Here is an 18,833-nt window from a genome sequence, read left to right on the forward strand (position 1 = left end):
GAGATGAAGGGGCGGAGATCGGCCCGGGCGCGCCTGATCTGGGTCGCCCTTGCTTTCGCCATTGGCGTGCCGATCGCGCTCGCCGCGGGAAGCGAACAGCTCGCATGGCGCGGCCCGGTCTACATCCTCGCCGGCTTCGCCGGGATCATCGCACTCGGTCTCGTGCTCGTTCAGCCCCTGCTGATCGGCGGATATCTGCCGGGATTGTCGACCTATCGCGGCCGGCGCGCCCATCACTGGATCGGCGGCGCGCTGGCTCTGGCAGTGGTGATCCACGTCGCCGGCCTCTGGATCACCAGCCCGCCCGACATGATCGACGCGCTGACCTATATATCGCCGACGCCGTTCTCCCCCTTCGGCGTGACCGCCATGTGGGCCATCTTCACCGTCGCGCTTCTAGCTGCATTGCGCCGGCGATTGGGACTGCGGCTGCGCACCTGGCGCATCGTCCATATTCCCCTGGCGATCGTCATCGTCGCAGGCAGCGTCGTCCATTGCCTGCTGATCGAGGGGACGATGGAGACGATCTCGAAGGCAGCGCTGTGCGTGTTGATCCTCGTGGCAACCGTGAAGGTCATGATTGACCTGCAAGTGTGGCGAAAGCGAAGGGCGCTGCGGGGGGAAAGTGTCGCGCGGCAGTAGCTCACTGGGCTCAAGAGGCGAAGCTCTCTCAACTCGTCATTGCGAGGAGCACTTGCGACGAAGCAATCCAGAGTCCCTCCGCGGAAAGATTCTGGATTTCTTCGCTACGCTCGCAATGACGGAGCAGGCTACTCCGCTTGCCGCAGTCAGCGACCGGGCGTAACCTTCCGCGATGGCCGTCAGTGTCCCCGACCTGAAAGCGTTCCTGCTCGCCACACCGTTCTTCGGCGGTATCCCGGATCAAAGTCTCGACCTCCTGATGTCGATGCTGGTCGAGTGCCGATTTGATACCGGAGCAACCGTCGTGACGGAGGGCGAGCCCGGACGCTCGCTGTTCATCGTCAAGTCCGGCCGGCTGGCGGTGAGCAAACGGGCGAATGCGGGCAGCGTCATCCCGATTTCAGTTCTGGAGCCCGGCGATTTCTTCGGCGAGATGACGCTGATCGAAATGCAGAATCGTTCTGCCACGGTGGTCGCCGAGAGTCCGACCGTGCTGTACGAGCTGACGGCCCAAAAGCTCTACGCCTGCTACAAGGCCGACATCCACGCCTACGTGATCGTCCTGCAGAACATCAACCGCGAGCTATGCCGACGGTTGCGCCGTTCCGACGATCGCTTTGCGGCGCATCAGATGGATGACGACAAGTGATCAAGTGATAATGCGTAGGTGGGTGGAGCACTTGCGAAGCCCATCATGTTTCGTCGCCGCCGCAAGGCCGCGATGGTTGGCGGCGGCCGTCCGCATGTCGACGACACGAGCGACCCAGCCGCCCGTCAAGATCGAATCGGCTGTCCGATTCCCAGCAGGTTACCTTCGCTGTCGCGGAACCACGCGCCCCGCTCACCGATACCCTTGCTGGGGTAATTCCCGGTAATCGCGGCAATTCCATCAACGGTCTTCAAGCCGGGTAGATCATATTCCTCGAATTCGACTCCCCGCACGCGAAGCTCGCGCACCGTTGCCTCGATATCCTCGACTTCCCAGCCCATCTGTGTGTGCGTGCCGAATGGCAGTCCGGCCGAGATGAATATCGCAAACTCGCCATTTGCACAGACGTAACGGAGTCCACCCTCGCGCTGTTCGACCGGCTCGAGCCCGAGTTTTTCCGAATAGAACGCTCGCGCCCGATCCAGGTCTTTGGCTGGAAGCCGGGTTGCCACCTTCGCGCTCCCAAGCATGCCTCTCCCCTTTTCTTGGTCTTAAGCTCGCGTAGGATGGGTAGCGCACTTGCGAAACCCATCACGTTTCGTCATCGAGCAAGTCTTCCATATCGAGCAAGTCTTCCATGGGTTTTGGCTGTACCCATCCTGCGAACTCCCCGGCACCGTAGGCTTCGAATAGGAAACTAACATGGTTCAAGCCGGAGAAAATGGAAGGTTCGCCGCGTTCAAGCACCACGCCAAGGTGCACTCCTTCAGACTTAGCACTGCTTTGCTGACTTGGATTTTGCTCGGCGCTACGCTTTTTTACAAGCCTGAGTGGGTCCGATGGGCCCTGCGAACCGGCACGCACGGCATTGAAGCTGTCGGCGATGCGCTTCCTGGTTATTGGGGCGCTCAGGCCGAAATTGTCTTGCGTGAACTCGGTGGTTTCCTTTGGATCCAGATCACGGCCGCGATCCTGTTTGTCAGGTTCGTGTTTTGGCTGATCGGGGCCTCCTGGCGCCGGGGTCGGCGGTAGATCCGGGCAGCTCGCGTAGAATGGGTAGAGCGAAGCGAAACCCATCATGTTTCGTCACTGAGCAATGCTATGCAACTCTTGGCCAAATCTGACCGGAGCTCTCGCTCGCGCGATGTCCGCAAGTGACCCATTGCGGACGTTAGTTGCTTCGCCGTCGGCCCTTCCGCGCAAAGAGTATCAATAGAGGATGGGCCAGCGCGAGAATGAAGATTGCGTCGAACAAATAGACCGTTATCCCACGCCCCAACGCTGAGGCACCGAACGTAAACTCTCGCGCGTTAGAGAACATTATCGGCAGGTTGAGAACGGTCGAAATGAAGTCACCGAGCCAGCCACTTGCACAAGCAAAGCCTTGCTGTCCCTCGGACCAGCCGCAACCTACGGATTTTAGAACAGGATAAGCGACGAGCTCCAAGGGGACTACAACGACCGCAATCCCTACGATGCATAAGCAGAGCAGGCTCACAACTCGGAAGACCTTGAGTATTATCGAACCGGCCATTCGCCAAGACTACCAATGTTGATAGCCAGTTGCGACCGTCATTAATTGGTCCACCGAACGGCATCGGGGTGCTGGTAAACGGACCCTTGACGGCGGGTGAACTTCTGCTTTTGGCCCATAGCGGAAGTCTGCTCGATGTCGGTTTGTGTCCCCTTCCAGAGGTGGGGCGATATGCGGGCTTAGGATCACGATGTGCGCCAATCTAACCCGTCGGGCAACACACCCGCCTCTCGCAAAATCCCGTCAATCCCCCACCACAAAAATATTCCACTTTACCGAAATTCGGAATCGCAGTATCAATCCGCCATCCCGGTCCAGGGAGAGGGGCGATCGTCCGTCGTAACGAACGTGGATCGGGGTGCGGTGGACGCGGCTGCGTCGGGCATGCGAAGGCGGGACCAGGGCGAGATGAACCTCGTGAGGTCCTTCTGCGTGCGGACGAACGGCGCCTGTGTCCGGCGAAGCCTCTGGGCGAAGCCGGATCGCTGCGTACGGCAAAATCGTGTGGTCCTGGCCGTCGTTGCTACGGTCAAGCCTTGCGGAGATGGATCGGGGCCCAACCGGGTCTTCGGCCATCGTCAATTCGCAAGGTGACGGTGACAAAAAGGAACTCGTCGCCGGGGAGAGCGCGGCATAAGCCGTCAACCCACTGCGCAGGGAAGGCCGAGTGTTCGGCGTCACCTGTATGCTGCTGTGCGGTCTCTTTGCGCTACACTTTCGCGCAGCGGACCGCGGGTGCCAGCCGGCACCCGGTCTTCCCTGCGCCCTCTTCACGGAGGAGGGTCAAGGTAGAAGCAAAACTCGGGCACCTCATGCCGCGAGAAGGCTGCTTCATGTGCAATTTGAGCCAGGGAATGGTGCTGCCAGACAGGATTGAACTGTCGACCTCTCCATTACCAATGGAGTGCTCTACCACTGAGCTACGGCAGCATGTGCTGGGGTAAGAATCGGCCGCCACGAGGGGCCTACCAAGCGGGCCGATATCTGCCACAAGCCCCCCTCCTGTGCAAGCTTGCAGGCTCCGCCAAAGCGATAAAATCGGGTCGATATCTGGGCCAAAATGCCTGTTTTGGCTCGAAACGGCCGACTTTCCGCGGATTCGGTTCCGATATCCCCACCCAACTGGCCAGTTGCCCGATACGCCGGATTCGATCCATTTCGATTTTCGCACGATCGGATCGCGCGGGCCTCTTGAGCTGCCTTATTCCTCGGGCATGTTATCGACGATCGCTGTAATGGACCCCGATGGCAGACGAGAACGACAAGAGCGCGAAGCAGGACTCCCGACAGGCGAGGACGTCCCGCGACGACCGGCTGAAATCGGCGCTGCGCGAAAACCTGAAGCGGCGAAAGATGCAGGCGCGCGAACGCGCCGTAAGTGGCGACCCCTCGCAGAATGAAGATGGTTCCCTAGATGAGGGGACCGCCGACAAGACCGGCGGCTAGAATCCGACGGCTGGAATTTTTTGGAGTGCATGGACGTGGCAATGGGGCAGGACGAGCAGCAACGACCCGAGAGTGACGCGCAGATGTCGCGGTTCACCCGCCCTGAGCAGACCTTTCCGACGCTGACATCAGCCGAGATCGAGCGGATGAGGCATTTCGGCGAGGTCCGCAACTATGTCGATGGGGAATTCCTGTTCGAGACCGGCAAGCCCGGGCCGGGCATGTTCGTCGTGCTGAAGGGCCACGTCGCCATCACCCAGCGCGACGGCCTTGGCCATGTCACGCCGTTGATCGACCAGGGGCCTGGACAATTCCTGGCCGAACTCAGCCAGCTCTCCGGCCGGCCGGCACTGGTGGACGGCCGCGCCGAAGGCGATGTCGAGACGCTGCTGTTGCCGCCGGAGCGGCTGCGCGCGCTGCTGGTCGCCGAGGCCGAGCTCGGCGAGCGCATCATGCGCGCGCTGATCCTGCGCCGGGTCAATCTGCTCCAGGGCGGCGTCGGCGGCGTGGTGCTGATCGGTCCGTCGCATTCGGCAGGCGTGGTGCGGTTGCAGGGCTTCCTCACCCGCAACGGCCAGCCACATCACCTGCTCGATCCCGCGCGCGATCGCGACGCCGCCGACGTCATCGCGCGTTATTCGCCGAAGCCGGACGACTGGCCGCTGGTCGTCACTCCCGATGGTGCGGTGCTGCGCAACCCCGGCGAAACCGAGCTTGCGCGCGCGATCGGCATGATCGGCGGCCCGCGCAACGACCGCATCTACGACGTCGCGATCGTCGGCTCCGGGCCGGCCGGGCTCGCCACCGCCGTGTATGCCGCGTCAGAAGGCCTCTCGGTCGCCGTGCTCGACACCCGCGCCTTCGGCGGCCAGGCCGGCGCCAGCGCGCGCATCGAAAACTACCTCGGCTTTCCGACCGGCATTTCCGGCCAGGCCCTGACCGCGCGCGCCTTCAACCAGGCGCAAAAATTCGGTGCGGAGATCATGATCCCGGTGACGGTGAAGTCGCTCGACTGCACGCGCAAGGATGGCGCGTTTTCGGTGGCGCTCGACGGCTGCGACCCCCTGCATTCGCGCGCGGTGGTGGTCGCAAGCGGCGCGCGCTATCGCCGGCCCGAGATCGAGAACCTAGACACGTTCGAGGGCCGCGGCGTCTGGTATTGGGCCTCGCCGGTCGAGGCGAAGCTGTGCGCCGGCGAGGAGGTCGCGCTGGTCGGTGCCGGCAACTCCGCGGGACAGGCCGCCGTGTTCCTGTCGGGACACGCCAAAAAAGTGCTGATGATCATCCGCGGCGGTGGCCTTGGCGCCAGCATGTCGCGCTATCTCATCGAACGCATCGAAGCCACGCCGAACATCGAACTGATGTTCAACACCGAGATCACGGCGCTCGAAGGCGACGAGGCCTCGCTGCTGCGGCGCATCCGCTGGAAGAGTCGGCTGTCGGCCGACGAGGATTTTGCCGACATCCGCAATCTCTTCCTGTTCGTCGGCGCCGATCCCGCCACCAACTGGCTCGACGGCTGCGGCGTGACGCTCGATCGCGGCGGCTTCGTCGTGACAGGCGCGCAGTCGGAGCAGAACGAGGGCCGGCTGGTCGCGCCGCTGGAGACGTCGGTGCCCGGCGTCTACGCCGTCGGCGATGTCCGCTCCGGCTCGGTCAAGCGCGTCGGCGGCGCCATCGGCGAAGGCGCGCAGGTCGTGGCCTCCCTGCATGGCTTCCTTGGCGACGCCGCAAAACCGGCGCTTTAGTCAAGGACAAGGCAAGTAAATGGCAAGTCGATTGAGGCTTGCCATCTTGCGGTGTGATGCGGGACTATCTCCCCTCATCCTGAGGAGCGGCCGAAGGCCGCGTCTCGAAGGATGAAGGCCCAGCTGCCAAAGCCAGGCCTGCATGGTTCGCGCGGCGATGCGCAAGCATCGTCCGCAGGGGCGCTCACGCGCCTCCTCACCATGAGGATCGACAAAGAAAACGCTTAACGGGAGGACTAAATGGCCGAACTCGTCGTGCTCTACAAGACGCCCAAGGATGCTGCCGCTTTCGACAAGCATTATGCCGAGACCCACATTCCGCTCGCCAAGAAACTTCCCGGCTTGAAGAAGTACGCGGTCAGCACGGGCACGGTCGGCTCCCCCGCCGGACCTTCCGGAATTCACCTCGTTGCCATTCTCACCTTCGACAACGTCGCCGCCATCCAGTCGGCCTTCGGCAGCGAAGCAGGCAAGGCGGCCGCCGGCGACGTGCCGAAATTCGCCAGTGGCGGCGCCGACCTGTTGATCTTCGACACCAAGGAAGTGTGAGCCGCGACTTTCGTCGGCTCGTAGCCCGGATGGAGCGAAGCGCAATCCGGGGCCGCTGCATTTGCATGCGAAAATCCCGGATTACGCTATCGCTCCATCCGCGCTACGCACCACAAACTGCCGTCGTTTGCGACAGCGGTGCAAAACATTCAGCCATGCGTTTTCGATTCGCACGATGACGCATGGCTGCGCACGCATGTGTGACACCGCGCAGGTGGCAATCCGATGAGGACCGTAATATCAATCCTGAACTCAATGCGGAGAATAGGAGAGATGTCATGGTTCTTGGGTTGAGCTTGCCCGCCTTCACGTTGGTCCATGTCATCATTAGCCTGATCGGCATCGCCGCCGGCCTCGTCGTGATGTTTGGCCTGCTCGGCTCGAAGCCGATGCCGGGCCTCACCGCAATTTTCCTGTTGTTCACGATCCTCACTAGCGCCACCGGCTTCCTGTTTCCGTTCAAGGAGCTGCTGCCGTCGCATATCATCGGCATCATCTCGCTGGTCCTGCTCGCGATCGCCTGCCTCGCGCTCTACGGCATGAAGCTCGCGGGCGTCTGGCGACCGGTCTACATCGTGACCGCGATGATCTCGCTGTATTTCAACGTCTTCGTGCTGGTGATCCAGTCGTTCCTGAAGGTGCCGGCGCTCGCCGCGATCGCACCCGCCGTTCCGCCGAATCCACCGGGAGGTCCCGTGTTCGCCGTGGTGCAGGGCCTCGTGCTGGTGTTCTTCGTGGTGCTCACCATCGGCGCCTGGCGCCGCTTCCGGCCGATGGCGTTCGCCTGATCATTCAAGGAGCCTGACAATGCCTACCATCACCACCAAGGATGGCGTCGAGATCTTCTACAAGGACTGGGGCTCGGGCCAGCCAATCGTGTTCAGCCATGGCTGGCCGCTGTCGGCCGACGACTGGGATGCGCAGATGATGTTCTTCGTCACCCGCGGCTATCGCGTCATCGCGCATGATCGTCGCGGCCATGGCCGTTCGTCACAGGTCGCCGACGGCCACGACATGGATCATTATGCCGATGATCTCGCGGCCGTGACGGCGCATCTCGACCTGAAGAAAGCGATCCATGTCGGCCACTCCACCGGCGGCGGCGAAGTGGTGCATTACATCGCGCGCCATGGCGAGAGCCGGGTGGCGAAGGCCGCGATCCTGTCCGCGGTGCCGCCGTTGATGCTGCAGACGGACGCCAATCCCGGCGGCCTGCCGAAGAGCTTGTTCGACGATTTCCAGGTGCAGCTCGCTGCCGGCCGCGCCAGCTTCTACCGCGACATCGCGGCCGGCCCCTTCTATGGCTACAATCGTCCCGGCGCAAAGCCCTCGGAAGCGGTGATCCAGAACTGGTGGCGCCAGGGCATGATGGGCGGCGCAAAGGCCCATTACGACGGCATCGTCGCGTTCTCGCAAACCGACTTCACCGAGGATCTAAAGAAGATCAATGTGCCGGTGCTGGTGATGCACGGCGACGACGACCAGATCGTGCCTTACGCCGATTCCGCGCCGCTGTCGGCCAAGCTTTTGAAGAACGGCACGCTGAAGACCTACAAGGGTTTCCCGCATGGCATGCCGACGACGCACGCCGAGACCATCAACGCGGACCTGCTGGCGTTCTTTAGGGAGTGAGTGGCTTCACTCCAGTATCGCCCTGATCGCGTCGAACGTGCGCTTGACGAAAGCTTCCGGCTTTTCCCGCGCCTCTCCGCCGATCCAGCTCTCGCCGCCGACGCGCATCGCGCCGGTGGCGATCATGGCGACGAGGCGTGCCTTCAGCTGGTCCGATTTGGTTCTGGCGCGCTGGGCGAGCCCTTCGGCCAGCGCGCGCTCGAGCTTCTCGTATTTGAGCTGGTCGCGGGCCCGAAGCGCGGGATTGTCGCGCTTGAGCCGCGACATGGCCGCAGCCTCGGCCGGATCGATCCGTTTGAGCGCCGCCGCGATCGCGTTCTCCGCCGCGGTCAGCATGGTTTCGCCCGCCGGCCGCGCCACGACCTCCGCGATCAGCGCGGCGGCGGCGCCTTCCTGCCAGGCCGCGACCACGTCCTCCTTCGAGGCGAAATAATGGAAGAAGCTGCGTCGCGACACGTCCGCCGCGGCCGCAATATCGTCGATGGTCGTGGCCTCGAAGCCGCGCTCCAGGAATAGCGCCATCGCGGCGCGGGTCAACCGCTCGCGGGTCTCTTGCAATTTACGCTGGCGCAGGCCGGTGCCATCGGCGGATTTTGCTCCTGCCGGCAATGGCTTGGTGCGCCTGTTGACTGATTTCCCGGCGACCTTCGAAAACTTCAAATCATTTCACCACTTGCAAAGTTGCACCCAGTGCACATTTAGACCCGTCGCGGGCCCTTTCCCAGCCCTGACGGAGCTATGGCATGACCGACTGGACCACGGCAGACATCCCCTCCCTCAGCGGCAAGACTGCCGTCGTGACCGGAGCGACCGGCGGCCTCGGTTACGAGACGGCGATGGCGCTGGCGGGCGCCGGTGCCATTGTCATACTCACGGGGCGCAACGACGCAAAGGGCCTGCGCGCGATCGAGGGCATTTGCGACCGCTTTCCCAATGCGCTGATCGCCTACGAGCATCTCGACCTCGCCAGTCTAACCTCCGTCGCCGATTTCGCCAGGCGCTTCGCGGCCGGCAACGAGCAGCTCGACCTGCTCGTCAACAATGCCGGCGTGATGGCGCTGCCGAAGCGGCAGCAGACGGCGGATGGTTTCGAGATGCAGCTCGGCACCAACTATCTCGGTCATTACGCCCTGACGGCGCAGCTGTTGCCGCAGCTTCGCCGGGCGAAGGCGGCCCGGGTCGTCAACCTCTCGAGCCTTGCGCACCGCTCGGGTTCGATCAATTTCGACGATCTGCAGGCTAGGCATTCCTATCGTCCGTGGCGAGCCTATTGCCAGTCCAAGCTGGCAATGCTGATGTTTTCGCTGGAGTTGCAGCGCCGCAGCCTCGCCGCAGGCTGGGGTCTGACCAGCCTTGCCGCACATCCCGGCTATGCGCGGACTGATCTGATTTCGAACGGGCCGGGTGCGAACACGTTCCAGTGGCGTGTGAGCCGGTGGCTGCAGCCCTTCATTAGCCAGTCTGCCGCGGAAGGCGCGCTGCCGACCTTGTTGGCGGCGACCTCGCCGGCAGCGGAGCCGGGCGGCTACTATGGTCCCAACTGGTTCTTCGAATTGAAAGGGCCACCGCGGCCGGCGAAGATCATGCCGCAAGCAAAGGATTTCGCCTCGGCAGCCATGCTGTGGGATGTCTCGGCGACTTTGACCGGTGTATCCTTCGACGAGATCGCGGCCGCCGCATGAGCCGCGGGCCTGTCGGGGAGGTCCCGATGCAGATCATCGTTTTCGGCGCGACCGGCATGGTCGGGCAGGGCGTCTTGCGCGAGTGCCTGGTCGATGCCGGCATCGATCGCGTGCTCGTGGTCGGCCGCAGCCCGACCGGCGTCCGCAACGCCAAGCTCACGGAGATCACGCACGACGATTTCACGGACTACTCGGCGATCGAAGCGCAGCTCACCGGCTTCGACGCCTGCTTCTTCTGCCTCGGCGTCTCCTCGATCGGCATGCGCGAGGACCGCTACCGTCATCTCACCTATGACCTCACGCTCGCAGCGGCGACCGTGCTGGCCCGGCTCAATCCGCAGATGACATTCGTCTATGTCACGGGCGCCGGCACTGATTCCACCGAGCAGGGTTCGCGGATGTGGGCGCGGGTCAAGGGCAAGACCGAGAACGATCTGCTCAAGCTGCCGTTCAAGGCGGCCTACATGTTCCGGCCCGGTGCGATCCAACCGCTCCACGGTGCCCGCTCCAAGACCGCGTGGGTGCAGGCCGTATATGCCGCAACTTGGCCACTGTGGTCGGTGCTGCGCCGGCTCTCGCCGCGGCTCGTCACCTCGACCGAGCAGATCGGCCGCGCCATGATCCGGGTCGCGCGGGAGGGCTATCCGCAAAAGGTGCTGGAGATGGAGGATATCAATAGCCTCTAGTCCAGTGGGGCGTTAGTTCTAGGGAAATTTCGCCGCCTGCGCGCGTTGAGCCCCGTCCGCCCGAAGGAGAAAGCGCCGTCGATGTCTCCCCAGCTCAAACTGATCGCACTCGACGCCGACGACCTCTCCGTGATCTCGGCCCACGTCCAGGACGCTCGCGTGCAGCCCTCCGACATCATCTGGCGGCAAAGCGAAAAGCGGCTGGTCGTCGGCATGAGCCGGTTGGACTGGGAGCAGACGCTGGACGGCGAGGCCGAGCCGCGCAGGCTGGTGTCCGCCCTCCGTTTCGACCGCGTGCTCGCCTGCAAGTCGCGCAACATCGACCTCGACGCGCTGGACACTGTCCTGGACCTCGTCGGCATCGAATTCCACGGCCAGGATGCCCCCGGCGGGAGCGCGCTGCTGCTGTTTGCCCAAGGCGGCGCCATCCGTCTCGACGTCGAATGCCTTGAATGCGAGCTGACGGATCTGGGGGCGGATCAGCTGGGGACGGGGTTGGAGGCTGAAGGGGAGGGGTGAGGGATGGATACTACATGCCACATATTCAGTGTCGTCCCGGCGAAGCCGGGACGACACCTCTCAAGGGTTGACGGCGGGGGGCCGTCGCGCCATTGAGCAGGGGGCGGGTGAGCCAATCTGCCCCTAAAGCCCAGCCAAAAGATCATCGCAAAATGCCCGTTCGTCTCGACCGCAGCAGCGCCGATTTTGACCAGCGATTCGGGGCCTTCCTCGCCGCCAAGCGAGAGGCCTCGGCCGACGTCGAGGCGGCCGCGCGTGCCATCGTCGACGACGTGGCGAAACGGGGCGATGCCGCCCTGCTCGAGGCCACGGCAAAGTTCGACCGGCTGACACTGGATGCATCCGGCCTGCGCGTCACCGCAGCCGAAATCGAGAGCGCGGTGAAAGCCTGCGATGCAGCGACGCTGGATGCGCTCAAGTTCGCGCGCGATCGCATCGAGAGCTATCACAGCCGCCAACTGCCGAAGGACGAGCGCTTCACTGATTCGCTCGGCGTCGAGCTCGGCTGGCGCTACACCGCGATCGAATCCGCCGGCCTCTATGTGCCCGGCGGCACCGCGGCCTATCCGTCCTCGGTGCTGATGAATGCGGTGCCGGCAAAGGTCGCCGGCGTGACCCGTCTCGTCATGGTGGTGCCCTCGCCCGACGGCAAGCTCAATCCGCTGGTGCTGGCGGCAGCAAAGCTTGGCGGCGTCACCGAGATCTATCGCGTCGGCGGCGCGCAGGCGATTGCCGCGCTCGCACATGGTACCGCGACGATCGCGCCTGTCGCCAAGATCGTTGGACCCGGCAACGCGTATGTCGCCGCGGCAAAGCGGCTGGTGTTCGGCAAAGTCGGCATCGACATGATCGCCGGTCCCTCGGAGGTGCTTGTCATCGCCGATGACACCGGCAATGCCGACTGGATTGCCGCCGATCTGCTGGCGCAGGCCGAGCACGATGCCAGCGCGCAGTCGATCCTGATTACCGATTCGGCGCGCCTTGCCGCCGATGTCGAAAAGGCCGTCGAGGCACAGTTGAAGACGCTGCCGCGCGCCGCGATCGCCAGCGCCTCGTGGGCCGATTTCGGCGCCATCATCATGGTGAAGAACCTCAACGACGCCATCCCGCTCGCGGATGCGATTGCCGCCGAGCATCTCGAGATCATGACGCAAGATCCCGACGCGCTCGCCGCAAGGATCCGCAACGCTGGCGCCGTGTTCCTCGGGCCGCATACACCGGAGGCGATCGGCGACTATGTCGGCGGCTCCAACCACGTGCTGCCGACGGCGCGCTCGGCACGATTCTCGTCGGGTCTTTCGGTGCACGATTTCCTCAAGCGCACCTCGATCCTGAAATGCGGCCCGGATCAGCTGCGAGCGCTGGGTCCGGCCGCGATGATTCTCGGCAAGGCGGAGGGGCTAGATGCCCATTCGCGCTCGATTGGATTGCGCCTCAATTTGTCATGACCCAGCCGCCCGAACAGGACGACTCGACCAATCGCATCGTCGGCGTGACGCTCGACGAGGACTCGATCGGCCGTTCCGGGCCCGACATCGAGCATGAGCGCGCGATCGCGATCTACGATTTGATCGAGCAGAACCTGTTCGCGCCGGAGGGCGCCGACGGGAAGGGCCCGTTCACGCTGCATATCGGCATCACCGGCAGCCGGCTGATGTTCGACATCCGCCGCGAGGACGGCACGCCCGTGGTCGCGCATCTGTTGTCGCTGACGCCGTTCCGGCGGATCGTGAAGGATTATTTCATGATCTGCGACAGCTACTATCAGGCGATCCGCACGGCGACGCCGGACAAGATCGAGGCCATCGACATGGGCCGCCGCGGCATTCATGACGAGGGATCGCGTACGCTGCAGGAGCGCTTGAAGGGCAAGGTGCGGGTCGATTTCGAGACCTCGCGCCGCCTGTTCACGCTCATTACCGTCCTGCACTGGAAGGGTTAAGCGCGATGGCGGGTCCGCCACGCGCACGCGATCCGCAATCGGTGCTGTTCGCATGCGCCATGAACAGCGTGCGCTCGCCGATGGCCGAGAGCTTGCTGCGGCACATGTTTCCGCAGGGCCTTTATGTGAAGTCGGCCGGCGCCAGGCGCGGCGAGCTCGATCCGTTCGCGGTGTCCGTGATGGCCGAGCTCGGCCAGGATATCTCTACCCACAAGCCGCAGACCTTCGAGGAGCTGGAGGACTGGGAGGGGCTCAATTTCGACCTGATCATCACGCTCTCGCCGGAGGCGCATCACAAGGCGCTGGAGCTGACCCGCACGCTCGCCGCCGACGTCGAGTATTGGCCGACGCTTGATCCGACCACCATGGAAGGCAGCCGCGACCAGAAGTTAGCTGCTTACCGTGACGTCTGCGACCAGCTCCTGCTGCGCATCCGCCGGCGATTTTCGAAGGTGGGCGCGGCAAACGGCTAGCATCCGGCGCCCGTAACACCCGCGTCACAGACTGCGGGCACACGCATCCCGTACCCATCGAATCAGTAAAGTCCGGGTTCCCGGGTTGTGAAATCAGCCCCCGTCCGATAGGTTCCGCGCGCAATTCACCCCCTGCTTCATTCCCCCAATCACCTGATGCTCGGCCGCCCCAAATTCGTTCTCGCCTCCGGTTCGCCGCGGCGCCTGTCGCTGCTCAACCAGGCCGGCATCGAGCCGGACGCGCTTCGGCCCGCCGACGTCGACGAGACGCCGAAGCGGGGCGAGCTGCCGCGCGCCTGCGCCAACCGGCTGGCGCGGGCCAAGGCCGATGCGGCGCTCAAATCGGTGCAGCTCGACGACGAGCTGCGCGGCGCCTTCATCCTCTCCGCCGACACGGTGGTGGCGGTCGGCCGCCGCATCCTGCCCAAGGCCAACCTCGTCGACGAGGCCGCGCAATGCCTGCGGCTGCTGTCGGGCCGTAACCACCGCGTCTACACCGCGATCACCCTGGTGACGCCGCGCGAGGCCTTCCGCCAGCGCCTGGTCGAGACCCGCGTCCGCTTCAAGCGCCTCTCGGAGGACGACATCCAGGCCTATATCGGCTCCGGCGAATGGCGCGGCAAAGCCGGCGGCTACGCCGTGCAGGGCATCGCCGGGTCGTTCGTGGTCAAGATGGTGGGGTCCTACACCAACGTGGTCGGCCTGCCGCTCTACGAGACCACCACGCTGCTTGGCGGCGAAGGTTTCCCGATCCGCTTCGGCTGGCTCAACGCCACCGCCATCTGAGCCGACAAGCCGCTCCTGCAAAAAATCGCGAAAACAACCCCATGCACAGTAGAATTGCCCCGCGGGACCTGGCCGGGACGCCTGCGCCTTCGCCGGAGGAACCCCTTTGGCGACAGGCTCTTGGACTGGCTCGCATGTGTCAGCTGAGCACCTCATGGACGACCCGGTGAAAAAGCCCGCAAGCTCCCTCAAAACCTGCCCGATCTGCGGCAAGCCGCAGTCCGAGGCCACCCGCCCGTTCTGCTCCTCGCGCTGCCGCGACGTCGATCTGAACCGTTGGCTGAAAGGCTCCTATGTCATTCCCGGCCGGGATGACGAGGCAGATGGCGAAGAATAGCCCTGTTCTATCAACCATTTAAATTCTCGATGCACCGCCGCGCGCCGTTTCTTCCAAGCCACGTCCCGCCTTGTGCACAGTCGGGCCGCGCCCGGCGAAGCCACTTGGCGAAGCCGGGTGGACAGGCAGCCTTCAGCCCACTATAAACCGCCCGCTCGATGGGCTTTGGCCCCTCTTTGGAGCACGCCCAGGTAGCTCAGTTGGTAGAGCATGCGACTGAAAATCGCAGTGTCGGTGGTTCGATTCCGCCCCTGGGCACCATTCCGCTCTCCACGGGCAACACTTCCCTAGCGCCAGCCTTGACCAACCGGCTCGCGCAGCAAACCGTTCCGGAACCAGATCGCGCCCGCCCATTGCTGGCACTCTGCTTGCTCAGCCAGGACCAAAGTCTGGCCTTGGAAGACAGGCCGTTTCAGGTTGAGGCAAGTGATGCAAGAAATGTCCCGTTCTGGTGCTGCCGGCGAACTCCGGCTCGATGCGTTGGTCGCCGATTTGTGGTGGCGCGTTCGGCTCATCAACACCGACATTCTCGAGGAAGAGGCGAGAGCAGGGGTGTTTGACGCCCTTCAGCCGACATATCCGCTTCTTGCGCTTAATCTTCGCGCGCGACGCGACAATCTGGTCTCGACGATCGGCGTGCTCGAGCAGCGTGCGCGATCAACGTCGGAGGCTGCCTGAGGGTTCGTTCGCACTGGACATCAGCAACGTCAGCTTCGGCGCGCGAATACCAGTTGCCGGACGTCGATCTTTTCGGCCCTGAAACCTGCCTCGCAGTAGCACAAATAATATTCCCACAGCCGTCGGAACGGCTCGTCGAACCCCAGTGAGGTCAGGTCCGTCCAGGCATGGCCGAAGCTCGTTCGCCACACCGCGAGCGTCTTGGCGTAGTCCTGTCCAAAGACCCGCTCCCGGATCAGAGGCATCTGCACGCGTTCGCCGAGCGAGCGCAGGACATTCGGCGAAGGCAGCATCCCGCCCGGAAAAATGTATCTCTGGATGAAGTCCACGCGCCGTCGGTAGCTGTCAAAGAGCTCGTCGCGGACGGTGATGGCCTGGATTCCGGCAAGACCGCCCGGCTTGAGCCGTTGATGCAGTTGATTGAAGTATGTCGGCCAGAACGGCTCGCCGACGGCCTCGATCATCTCGATCGAGGCGATACGGTCGAACTGCCCGTCCTGATCGCGATAGTCCTGGAGCCGGACTTCGACTTTTTCGCCGAGCCCGGCTTCGTGGATTCGCCGGCTGGCGAATGCGTGCTGCTCCTTGCTGATGGTGAGCGCCAAGACCTTGGCGCCGCAAGTCTTGGCGGCATATTCGGCGAAGCCGCCCCAGCCGCAGCCGATCTCGAGCAGGGTATGGCCGGGCCGCAGCTCGATCGCCTTCGCCAGCTGTTCGTACTTGTGCCGTTGAGCGGCGAGCAGGTCGGTCGCATCGGGCGAGAACAATGCCGACGAGTAGGTCATGCTCGGATCGAGCCAGGCCGCAAAGAATTCGTTGCCGAGATCATAATGGGCGTGGATATTCAGCCGCGATCCCAGTCGCGTGTTTCGGCGCAACCGATGCAGCGCGCGCCGGCAAAGCCGGACCAGTGCATTGCCGGCGAAGGCGCTGTCGACCAGGTCCTGGTTGAGACAGAACACGTAAAGCAGCTGGGAGAGATCCGGTGTGCTCCAATCGCCTCGAACGTAAGCCTCGGCCATGCCGATATCGCCGCCCAGCACCAGGCTTCGTGCGAAGGCGTAGCTGTTGAGCTCGATGGTCGCCGACGGCCCCGGATGCGTTCCCCGCAACACCACCGTTCTGCCGTCGGGAAGACGAACATCCACGGTGCCGAGCTTAAGCCGCGAGGCAAGCCGAAGCGCGAGCCGCGCGAGCAAGGGAACGTCATCGAAACGAGCAGTCTGGTGAGTGGCTGCGAGGTCCATGGCTTCACATTCAGCGTTGGTTCGGACGGGGGACGTAAGGAACATTTTTCACCCAAAGCCGGATCGCTTCCCAATGAATGGCCGCGACGACCTTGAAGGTGAGAAGTGGCAGGGTGACGAGCATCGCCAACAGCGAGCGGCTGGTCAGCGAGCGACGTTGCCCGGAGAACGCGGCCGTAAATATCGCACCATGCTCATCGGTCTGCACGATTCTGACCTTCACTTGCTGGTCGGGTGGGGCAATGCTGAAGCGATACTTCGTGTGCATCTCCATGAATGGCGAGACGTAGAACTCCTTCGCCTGGCATTGGCGTATGGCACCGCCGGCAGCAGCGTCCTCCACCGGAAGGATGTAGGAATGGATTTCGCCAAAAGTGTTGCGGACCTCGTAGATCAGCAGCGCAAGATTGCCGCTGCTGCCATAGCAGAAGTAGATCGAAAGCGGATTGAACACGTAGCCGAAGAGCCGCGGATAGCACAAAAGGAGGATGCGCCCGCCCGACAGATCGATATCGCGTTGTTCGGCCAGGCCTCGCACATGGTTGCTCAAGGATGCGCCGTCACGCTTGCCGTGATCGGATTCGTGAAAGCTGAAGACTGACGCGCGATTGACGCCGAATAGGCGAGACTGGCGGTCCGCTTCATCAAGCCGGTCGAGGTCGATCAGCAGGCTCATGACCCGGTAAGCGAACCTGTGGTGCACGGGCCGCATGCGTGCGTGCATCACCCGGCCCAGGTAGAGCGCGGCTGCAGACGAGGTCGCTGTTCGTTCTGGAGCGCCCGGTTGCAACATGTTCTACTCAGCAGCCTGCGCCAGCAACGCGCCGGACCGTCGCCACGGCACCGCACTGCCAAGTGCCTCGGCGACGGCGATGCCGGAGCGCAAGCCGTCCTCATGGAATCCGTAGCCGGTCCACGCGCCGCAAAACCAGGTACGGCGGCGTCCCTGGATTTCGGGGAGGTTCCTCTGCGCGGCAAACGCGCTTGCGTCATATTGTGGATGCGCGAATGTGAACTTGCCGAACGTGAGATGAGGCGCCGGCTCGTAAGGGGGATTGAGACTGACGAATAGCGGCTTGCTTTCGTCGATGCCCTGCAGCCGGTTCATCCAGTAGGTCACGGCGACGTCGTTCTGGGCCGGCGTTTCGCGTCGCCAGCGCAAGAAATTCCAGGATGCCCATGCGTTTCGGCGTTTCGGCATGAGGTTGAGGTCGCGGTGCAGATAGGCCGTGTTTGGAGCGTAACGGATCGCGCCGAGAATGGATCTCTCGCGTGGGTCGGCATCCGACAGCATCGCCAGGGCCTGATCGCTGTGACAGGCCATCACGACAGCGTCGTAGGAGTCCTGATGGCCGTGGCTGTCGCCGATCGTCACACCGTGCTCGGTCCGATGGATCGACGTCACCGCGCAGCCGAGCCGGATGCTGGCCCTGAACCTGGCCGTGAGCTTCTCGACATAGCGCCGGCTGCCGCCCTGGACGGTGCGCCAGAGCGGCCGATCCAGATGCAACAGCCGGTGATTGTCGAAAAAGGCGATGAAGTTTTCCGCGGGAAAGGCGAGGATATCGGCTGAGGGCGACGACCAGATGGCGGCCCCCATCGGTCCCAGATAATCGCTGAACAGGCGCGGGCTGAACGCTCCCTTGCGCAGATATTCGCCGAGTGTGAGGTTCTCGAGCCGGCCGGCCCGCAAGTCGGAGACGCTTTCCTTGTTGAAGCGTCGGACCTCGGCCAGCATGCGAAAATAGGACGGGGAGAAGAGATTGCGCGGCTGGGCAAACAGGCCAGAGGCGACCTGCAGGAAGGTCTCGCCGCCGCCCCGCCACTCGAATCGGCCATGGTCGGCCGACATCGCGAAGCTCATGCATGTCTCCTCGGTCTTTACACCCAGGTGCGCGAACAGAGACGTCAATTCCGGGTAGTTCGGCTCGTTGAACACGATGAAGCCGATGTCGACGTCGATCTCTTCGCCATCGTAGTCGACACGCACTGTATGACTGTGTCCACCCGGTCGCAATTCGCGCTCGTAGACGGTCACGGCATGACGTTCTGACAGGAGCCATGCGGCGGCATTGCCGGCAATTCCCGTCCCGATCACCGCCAAACGCATGCTGCGTCGCCCCCCAATACCACCAGCGACGGCCGGAACATCCGGTTTCGGGCCAATGTCGTCCGCCGCCCGGCTCAGATAGCTGACCGGCCACACGCGCACTGAGGAAACGTTCGAACGGACGGCGTGGATCACCCGTTCGCCGCCAAGAAGGCGCCGGAATGATCGGAACT

Annotated in this window: 22 protein-coding genes and 2 tRNA genes; 17 read left to right on the forward strand and 7 right to left on the reverse strand. The window is 63.5% G+C overall.

The window, feature by feature from the left end:
• Positions 1 to 3: 3 nt before the first annotated feature.
• The gene (locus AC0L3U_RS22530) at positions 4 to 642 is read left to right on the forward strand and encodes a ferric reductase-like transmembrane domain-containing protein (RefSeq protein WP_473363250.1); all 639 of its coding nucleotides are present in this window, start codon (positions 4 to 6) and stop codon (positions 640 to 642) included.
• A gap of 172 nt (positions 643 to 814) precedes the next feature.
• The gene (locus tag AC0L3U_RS22535) at positions 815 to 1,291 is read left to right on the forward strand and encodes a Crp/Fnr family transcriptional regulator (protein ID WP_473363251.1); all 477 of its coding nucleotides are present in this window, start codon (positions 815 to 817) and stop codon (positions 1,289 to 1,291) included.
• A 125-nt stretch (positions 1,292 to 1,416) separates the two neighbouring features.
• Here AC0L3U_RS22535 and AC0L3U_RS22540 read toward each other — a convergent pair whose 3' ends face one another.
• The 3 genes from AC0L3U_RS22540 to AC0L3U_RS22550 form a co-directional block, all read right to left on the reverse strand.
• Positions 1,417 to 1,803, reverse strand: coding sequence for a VOC family protein (locus AC0L3U_RS22540; RefSeq protein ID WP_473363252.1), 387 nt, complete (start codon positions 1,801 to 1,803; stop codon positions 1,417 to 1,419).
• 79 nt (positions 1,804 to 1,882) lie between these two features.
• Positions 1,883 to 2,371, reverse strand: a complete 489-nt coding sequence (locus AC0L3U_RS22545; RefSeq protein WP_473363253.1) for a hypothetical protein — start codon at positions 2,369 to 2,371, stop codon at positions 1,883 to 1,885.
• A 1,309-nt stretch (positions 2,372 to 3,680) separates the two neighbouring features.
• Positions 3,681 to 3,755 (reverse strand) — tRNA-Thr (locus AC0L3U_RS22550).
• Between the two features lie 315 nt (positions 3,756 to 4,070).
• Here AC0L3U_RS22550 and AC0L3U_RS22555 point away from each other — a divergent pair.
• The 5 genes from AC0L3U_RS22555 to AC0L3U_RS22575 all read left to right on the forward strand — a co-directional run bounded on the left by AC0L3U_RS22555 (position 4,071) and on the right by AC0L3U_RS22575 (position 8,200).
• On the forward strand, positions 4,071 to 4,271 hold the full coding sequence (locus tag AC0L3U_RS22555; RefSeq protein WP_473363254.1) for a hypothetical protein: 201 nt from the start codon (positions 4,071 to 4,073) through the stop codon (positions 4,269 to 4,271).
• A gap of 41 nt (positions 4,272 to 4,312) precedes the next feature.
• Positions 4,313 to 6,019, forward strand: coding sequence for an FAD-dependent oxidoreductase (locus AC0L3U_RS22560; RefSeq protein ID WP_473363341.1), 1,707 nt, complete (start codon positions 4,313 to 4,315; stop codon positions 6,017 to 6,019).
• A 240-nt stretch (positions 6,020 to 6,259) separates the two neighbouring features.
• Positions 6,260 to 6,568, forward strand: coding sequence for an EthD family reductase (locus AC0L3U_RS22565; RefSeq protein ID WP_473256112.1), 309 nt, complete (start codon positions 6,260 to 6,262; stop codon positions 6,566 to 6,568).
• A 278-nt stretch (positions 6,569 to 6,846) separates the two neighbouring features.
• On the forward strand, positions 6,847 to 7,356 hold the full coding sequence (locus AC0L3U_RS22570) for a hypothetical protein (RefSeq protein ID WP_473363255.1): 510 nt from the start codon (positions 6,847 to 6,849) through the stop codon (positions 7,354 to 7,356).
• Positions 7,357 to 7,375: 19 nt separating this feature from the next.
• On the forward strand, positions 7,376 to 8,200 hold the full coding sequence (locus AC0L3U_RS22575; protein WP_473363256.1) for an alpha/beta fold hydrolase: 825 nt from the start codon (positions 7,376 to 7,378) through the stop codon (positions 8,198 to 8,200).
• Positions 8,201 to 8,206: 6 nt separating this feature from the next.
• Here the strand turns inward: AC0L3U_RS22575 and AC0L3U_RS22580 are convergent, their stop codons facing one another.
• Positions 8,207 to 8,860, reverse strand: a complete 654-nt coding sequence (locus AC0L3U_RS22580; protein ID WP_473363257.1) for a TetR/AcrR family transcriptional regulator — start codon at positions 8,858 to 8,860, stop codon at positions 8,207 to 8,209.
• Between the two features lie 83 nt (positions 8,861 to 8,943).
• Here AC0L3U_RS22580 and AC0L3U_RS22585 point away from each other — a divergent pair, with 83 nt between their 5' ends.
• From AC0L3U_RS22585 to AC0L3U_RS22630, 10 genes are all read left to right on the forward strand, one after another.
• The gene (locus AC0L3U_RS22585) at positions 8,944 to 9,882 is read left to right on the forward strand and encodes an SDR family oxidoreductase (protein WP_473363258.1); all 939 of its coding nucleotides are present in this window, start codon (positions 8,944 to 8,946) and stop codon (positions 9,880 to 9,882) included.
• Positions 9,883 to 9,908: 26 nt separating this feature from the next.
• The gene (locus AC0L3U_RS22590) at positions 9,909 to 10,568 is read left to right on the forward strand and encodes an NAD(P)H-binding protein (protein WP_473363259.1); all 660 of its coding nucleotides are present in this window, start codon (positions 9,909 to 9,911) and stop codon (positions 10,566 to 10,568) included.
• Positions 10,569 to 10,649: 81 nt separating this feature from the next.
• The gene (locus tag AC0L3U_RS22595; RefSeq protein WP_473363260.1) at positions 10,650 to 11,087 is read left to right on the forward strand and encodes a DUF2948 family protein; all 438 of its coding nucleotides are present in this window, start codon (positions 10,650 to 10,652) and stop codon (positions 11,085 to 11,087) included.
• A 152-nt stretch (positions 11,088 to 11,239) separates the two neighbouring features.
• Positions 11,240 to 12,535, forward strand: coding sequence for a histidinol dehydrogenase (gene hisD, locus AC0L3U_RS22600; RefSeq protein ID WP_473363261.1), 1,296 nt, complete (start codon positions 11,240 to 11,242; stop codon positions 12,533 to 12,535).
• Positions 12,532 to 13,029 carry a UPF0262 family protein gene (locus tag AC0L3U_RS22605; protein WP_018453111.1) on the forward strand — a complete coding sequence of 166 codons (498 nt, stop codon included), beginning with the start codon at positions 12,532 to 12,534 and terminating at the stop codon, positions 13,027 to 13,029. The genes hisD and AC0L3U_RS22605 overlap by 4 nt, the downstream gene beginning before the upstream one ends.
• Positions 13,030 to 13,034: 5 nt before the next feature.
• The gene (locus AC0L3U_RS22610; RefSeq protein ID WP_219682453.1) at positions 13,035 to 13,502 is read left to right on the forward strand and encodes an arsenate-mycothiol transferase ArsC; all 468 of its coding nucleotides are present in this window, start codon (positions 13,035 to 13,037) and stop codon (positions 13,500 to 13,502) included.
• A gap of 156 nt (positions 13,503 to 13,658) precedes the next feature.
• Positions 13,659 to 14,288: a Maf-like protein gene (locus AC0L3U_RS22615; RefSeq protein WP_027565713.1), complete on the forward strand. Its 630-nt coding sequence runs from the start codon at positions 13,659 to 13,661 to the stop codon at positions 14,286 to 14,288.
• A gap of 154 nt (positions 14,289 to 14,442) precedes the next feature.
• Positions 14,443 to 14,625: a DNA gyrase inhibitor YacG gene (yacG, locus tag AC0L3U_RS22620; protein ID WP_247406949.1), complete on the forward strand. Its 183-nt coding sequence runs from the start codon at positions 14,443 to 14,445 to the stop codon at positions 14,623 to 14,625.
• A gap of 185 nt (positions 14,626 to 14,810) precedes the next feature.
• Positions 14,811 to 14,886 (forward strand) — tRNA-Phe (locus AC0L3U_RS22625).
• Positions 14,887 to 15,054: 168 nt separating this feature from the next.
• Positions 15,055 to 15,303 (forward strand): hypothetical protein, encoded by a 249-nt coding sequence (locus AC0L3U_RS22630; RefSeq protein ID WP_473363262.1) that lies wholly within the window; start codon positions 15,055 to 15,057, stop codon positions 15,301 to 15,303.
• A gap of 29 nt (positions 15,304 to 15,332) precedes the next feature.
• On the opposite strand, the gene AC0L3U_RS22635 is transcribed toward AC0L3U_RS22630, so the two are convergent.
• From AC0L3U_RS22635 to AC0L3U_RS22645, 3 genes are read right to left on the reverse strand one after another with little or no spacing between them, the layout of a single operon-like run.
• Positions 15,333 to 16,550 (reverse strand): class I SAM-dependent methyltransferase, encoded by a 1,218-nt coding sequence (locus AC0L3U_RS22635; RefSeq protein WP_473363263.1) that lies wholly within the window; start codon positions 16,548 to 16,550, stop codon positions 15,333 to 15,335.
• A gap of 10 nt (positions 16,551 to 16,560) precedes the next feature.
• Entirely contained in the window at positions 16,561 to 17,343 is a 783-nt protein-coding gene (locus tag AC0L3U_RS22640; protein WP_456767451.1) for a DUF1365 domain-containing protein, read from the reverse strand.
• Positions 17,344 to 17,346: 3 nt separating this feature from the next.
• A complete protein-coding gene (locus AC0L3U_RS22645; RefSeq protein WP_473363264.1) occupies positions 17,347 to 18,660 on the reverse strand; it encodes an NAD(P)/FAD-dependent oxidoreductase in 1,314 nt (437 codons plus the stop codon).
• Positions 18,661 to 18,833 lie beyond the last annotated feature (173 nt).

It is taken from the genome of Bradyrhizobium sp. Kon69 (genome assembly GCF_055807515.1).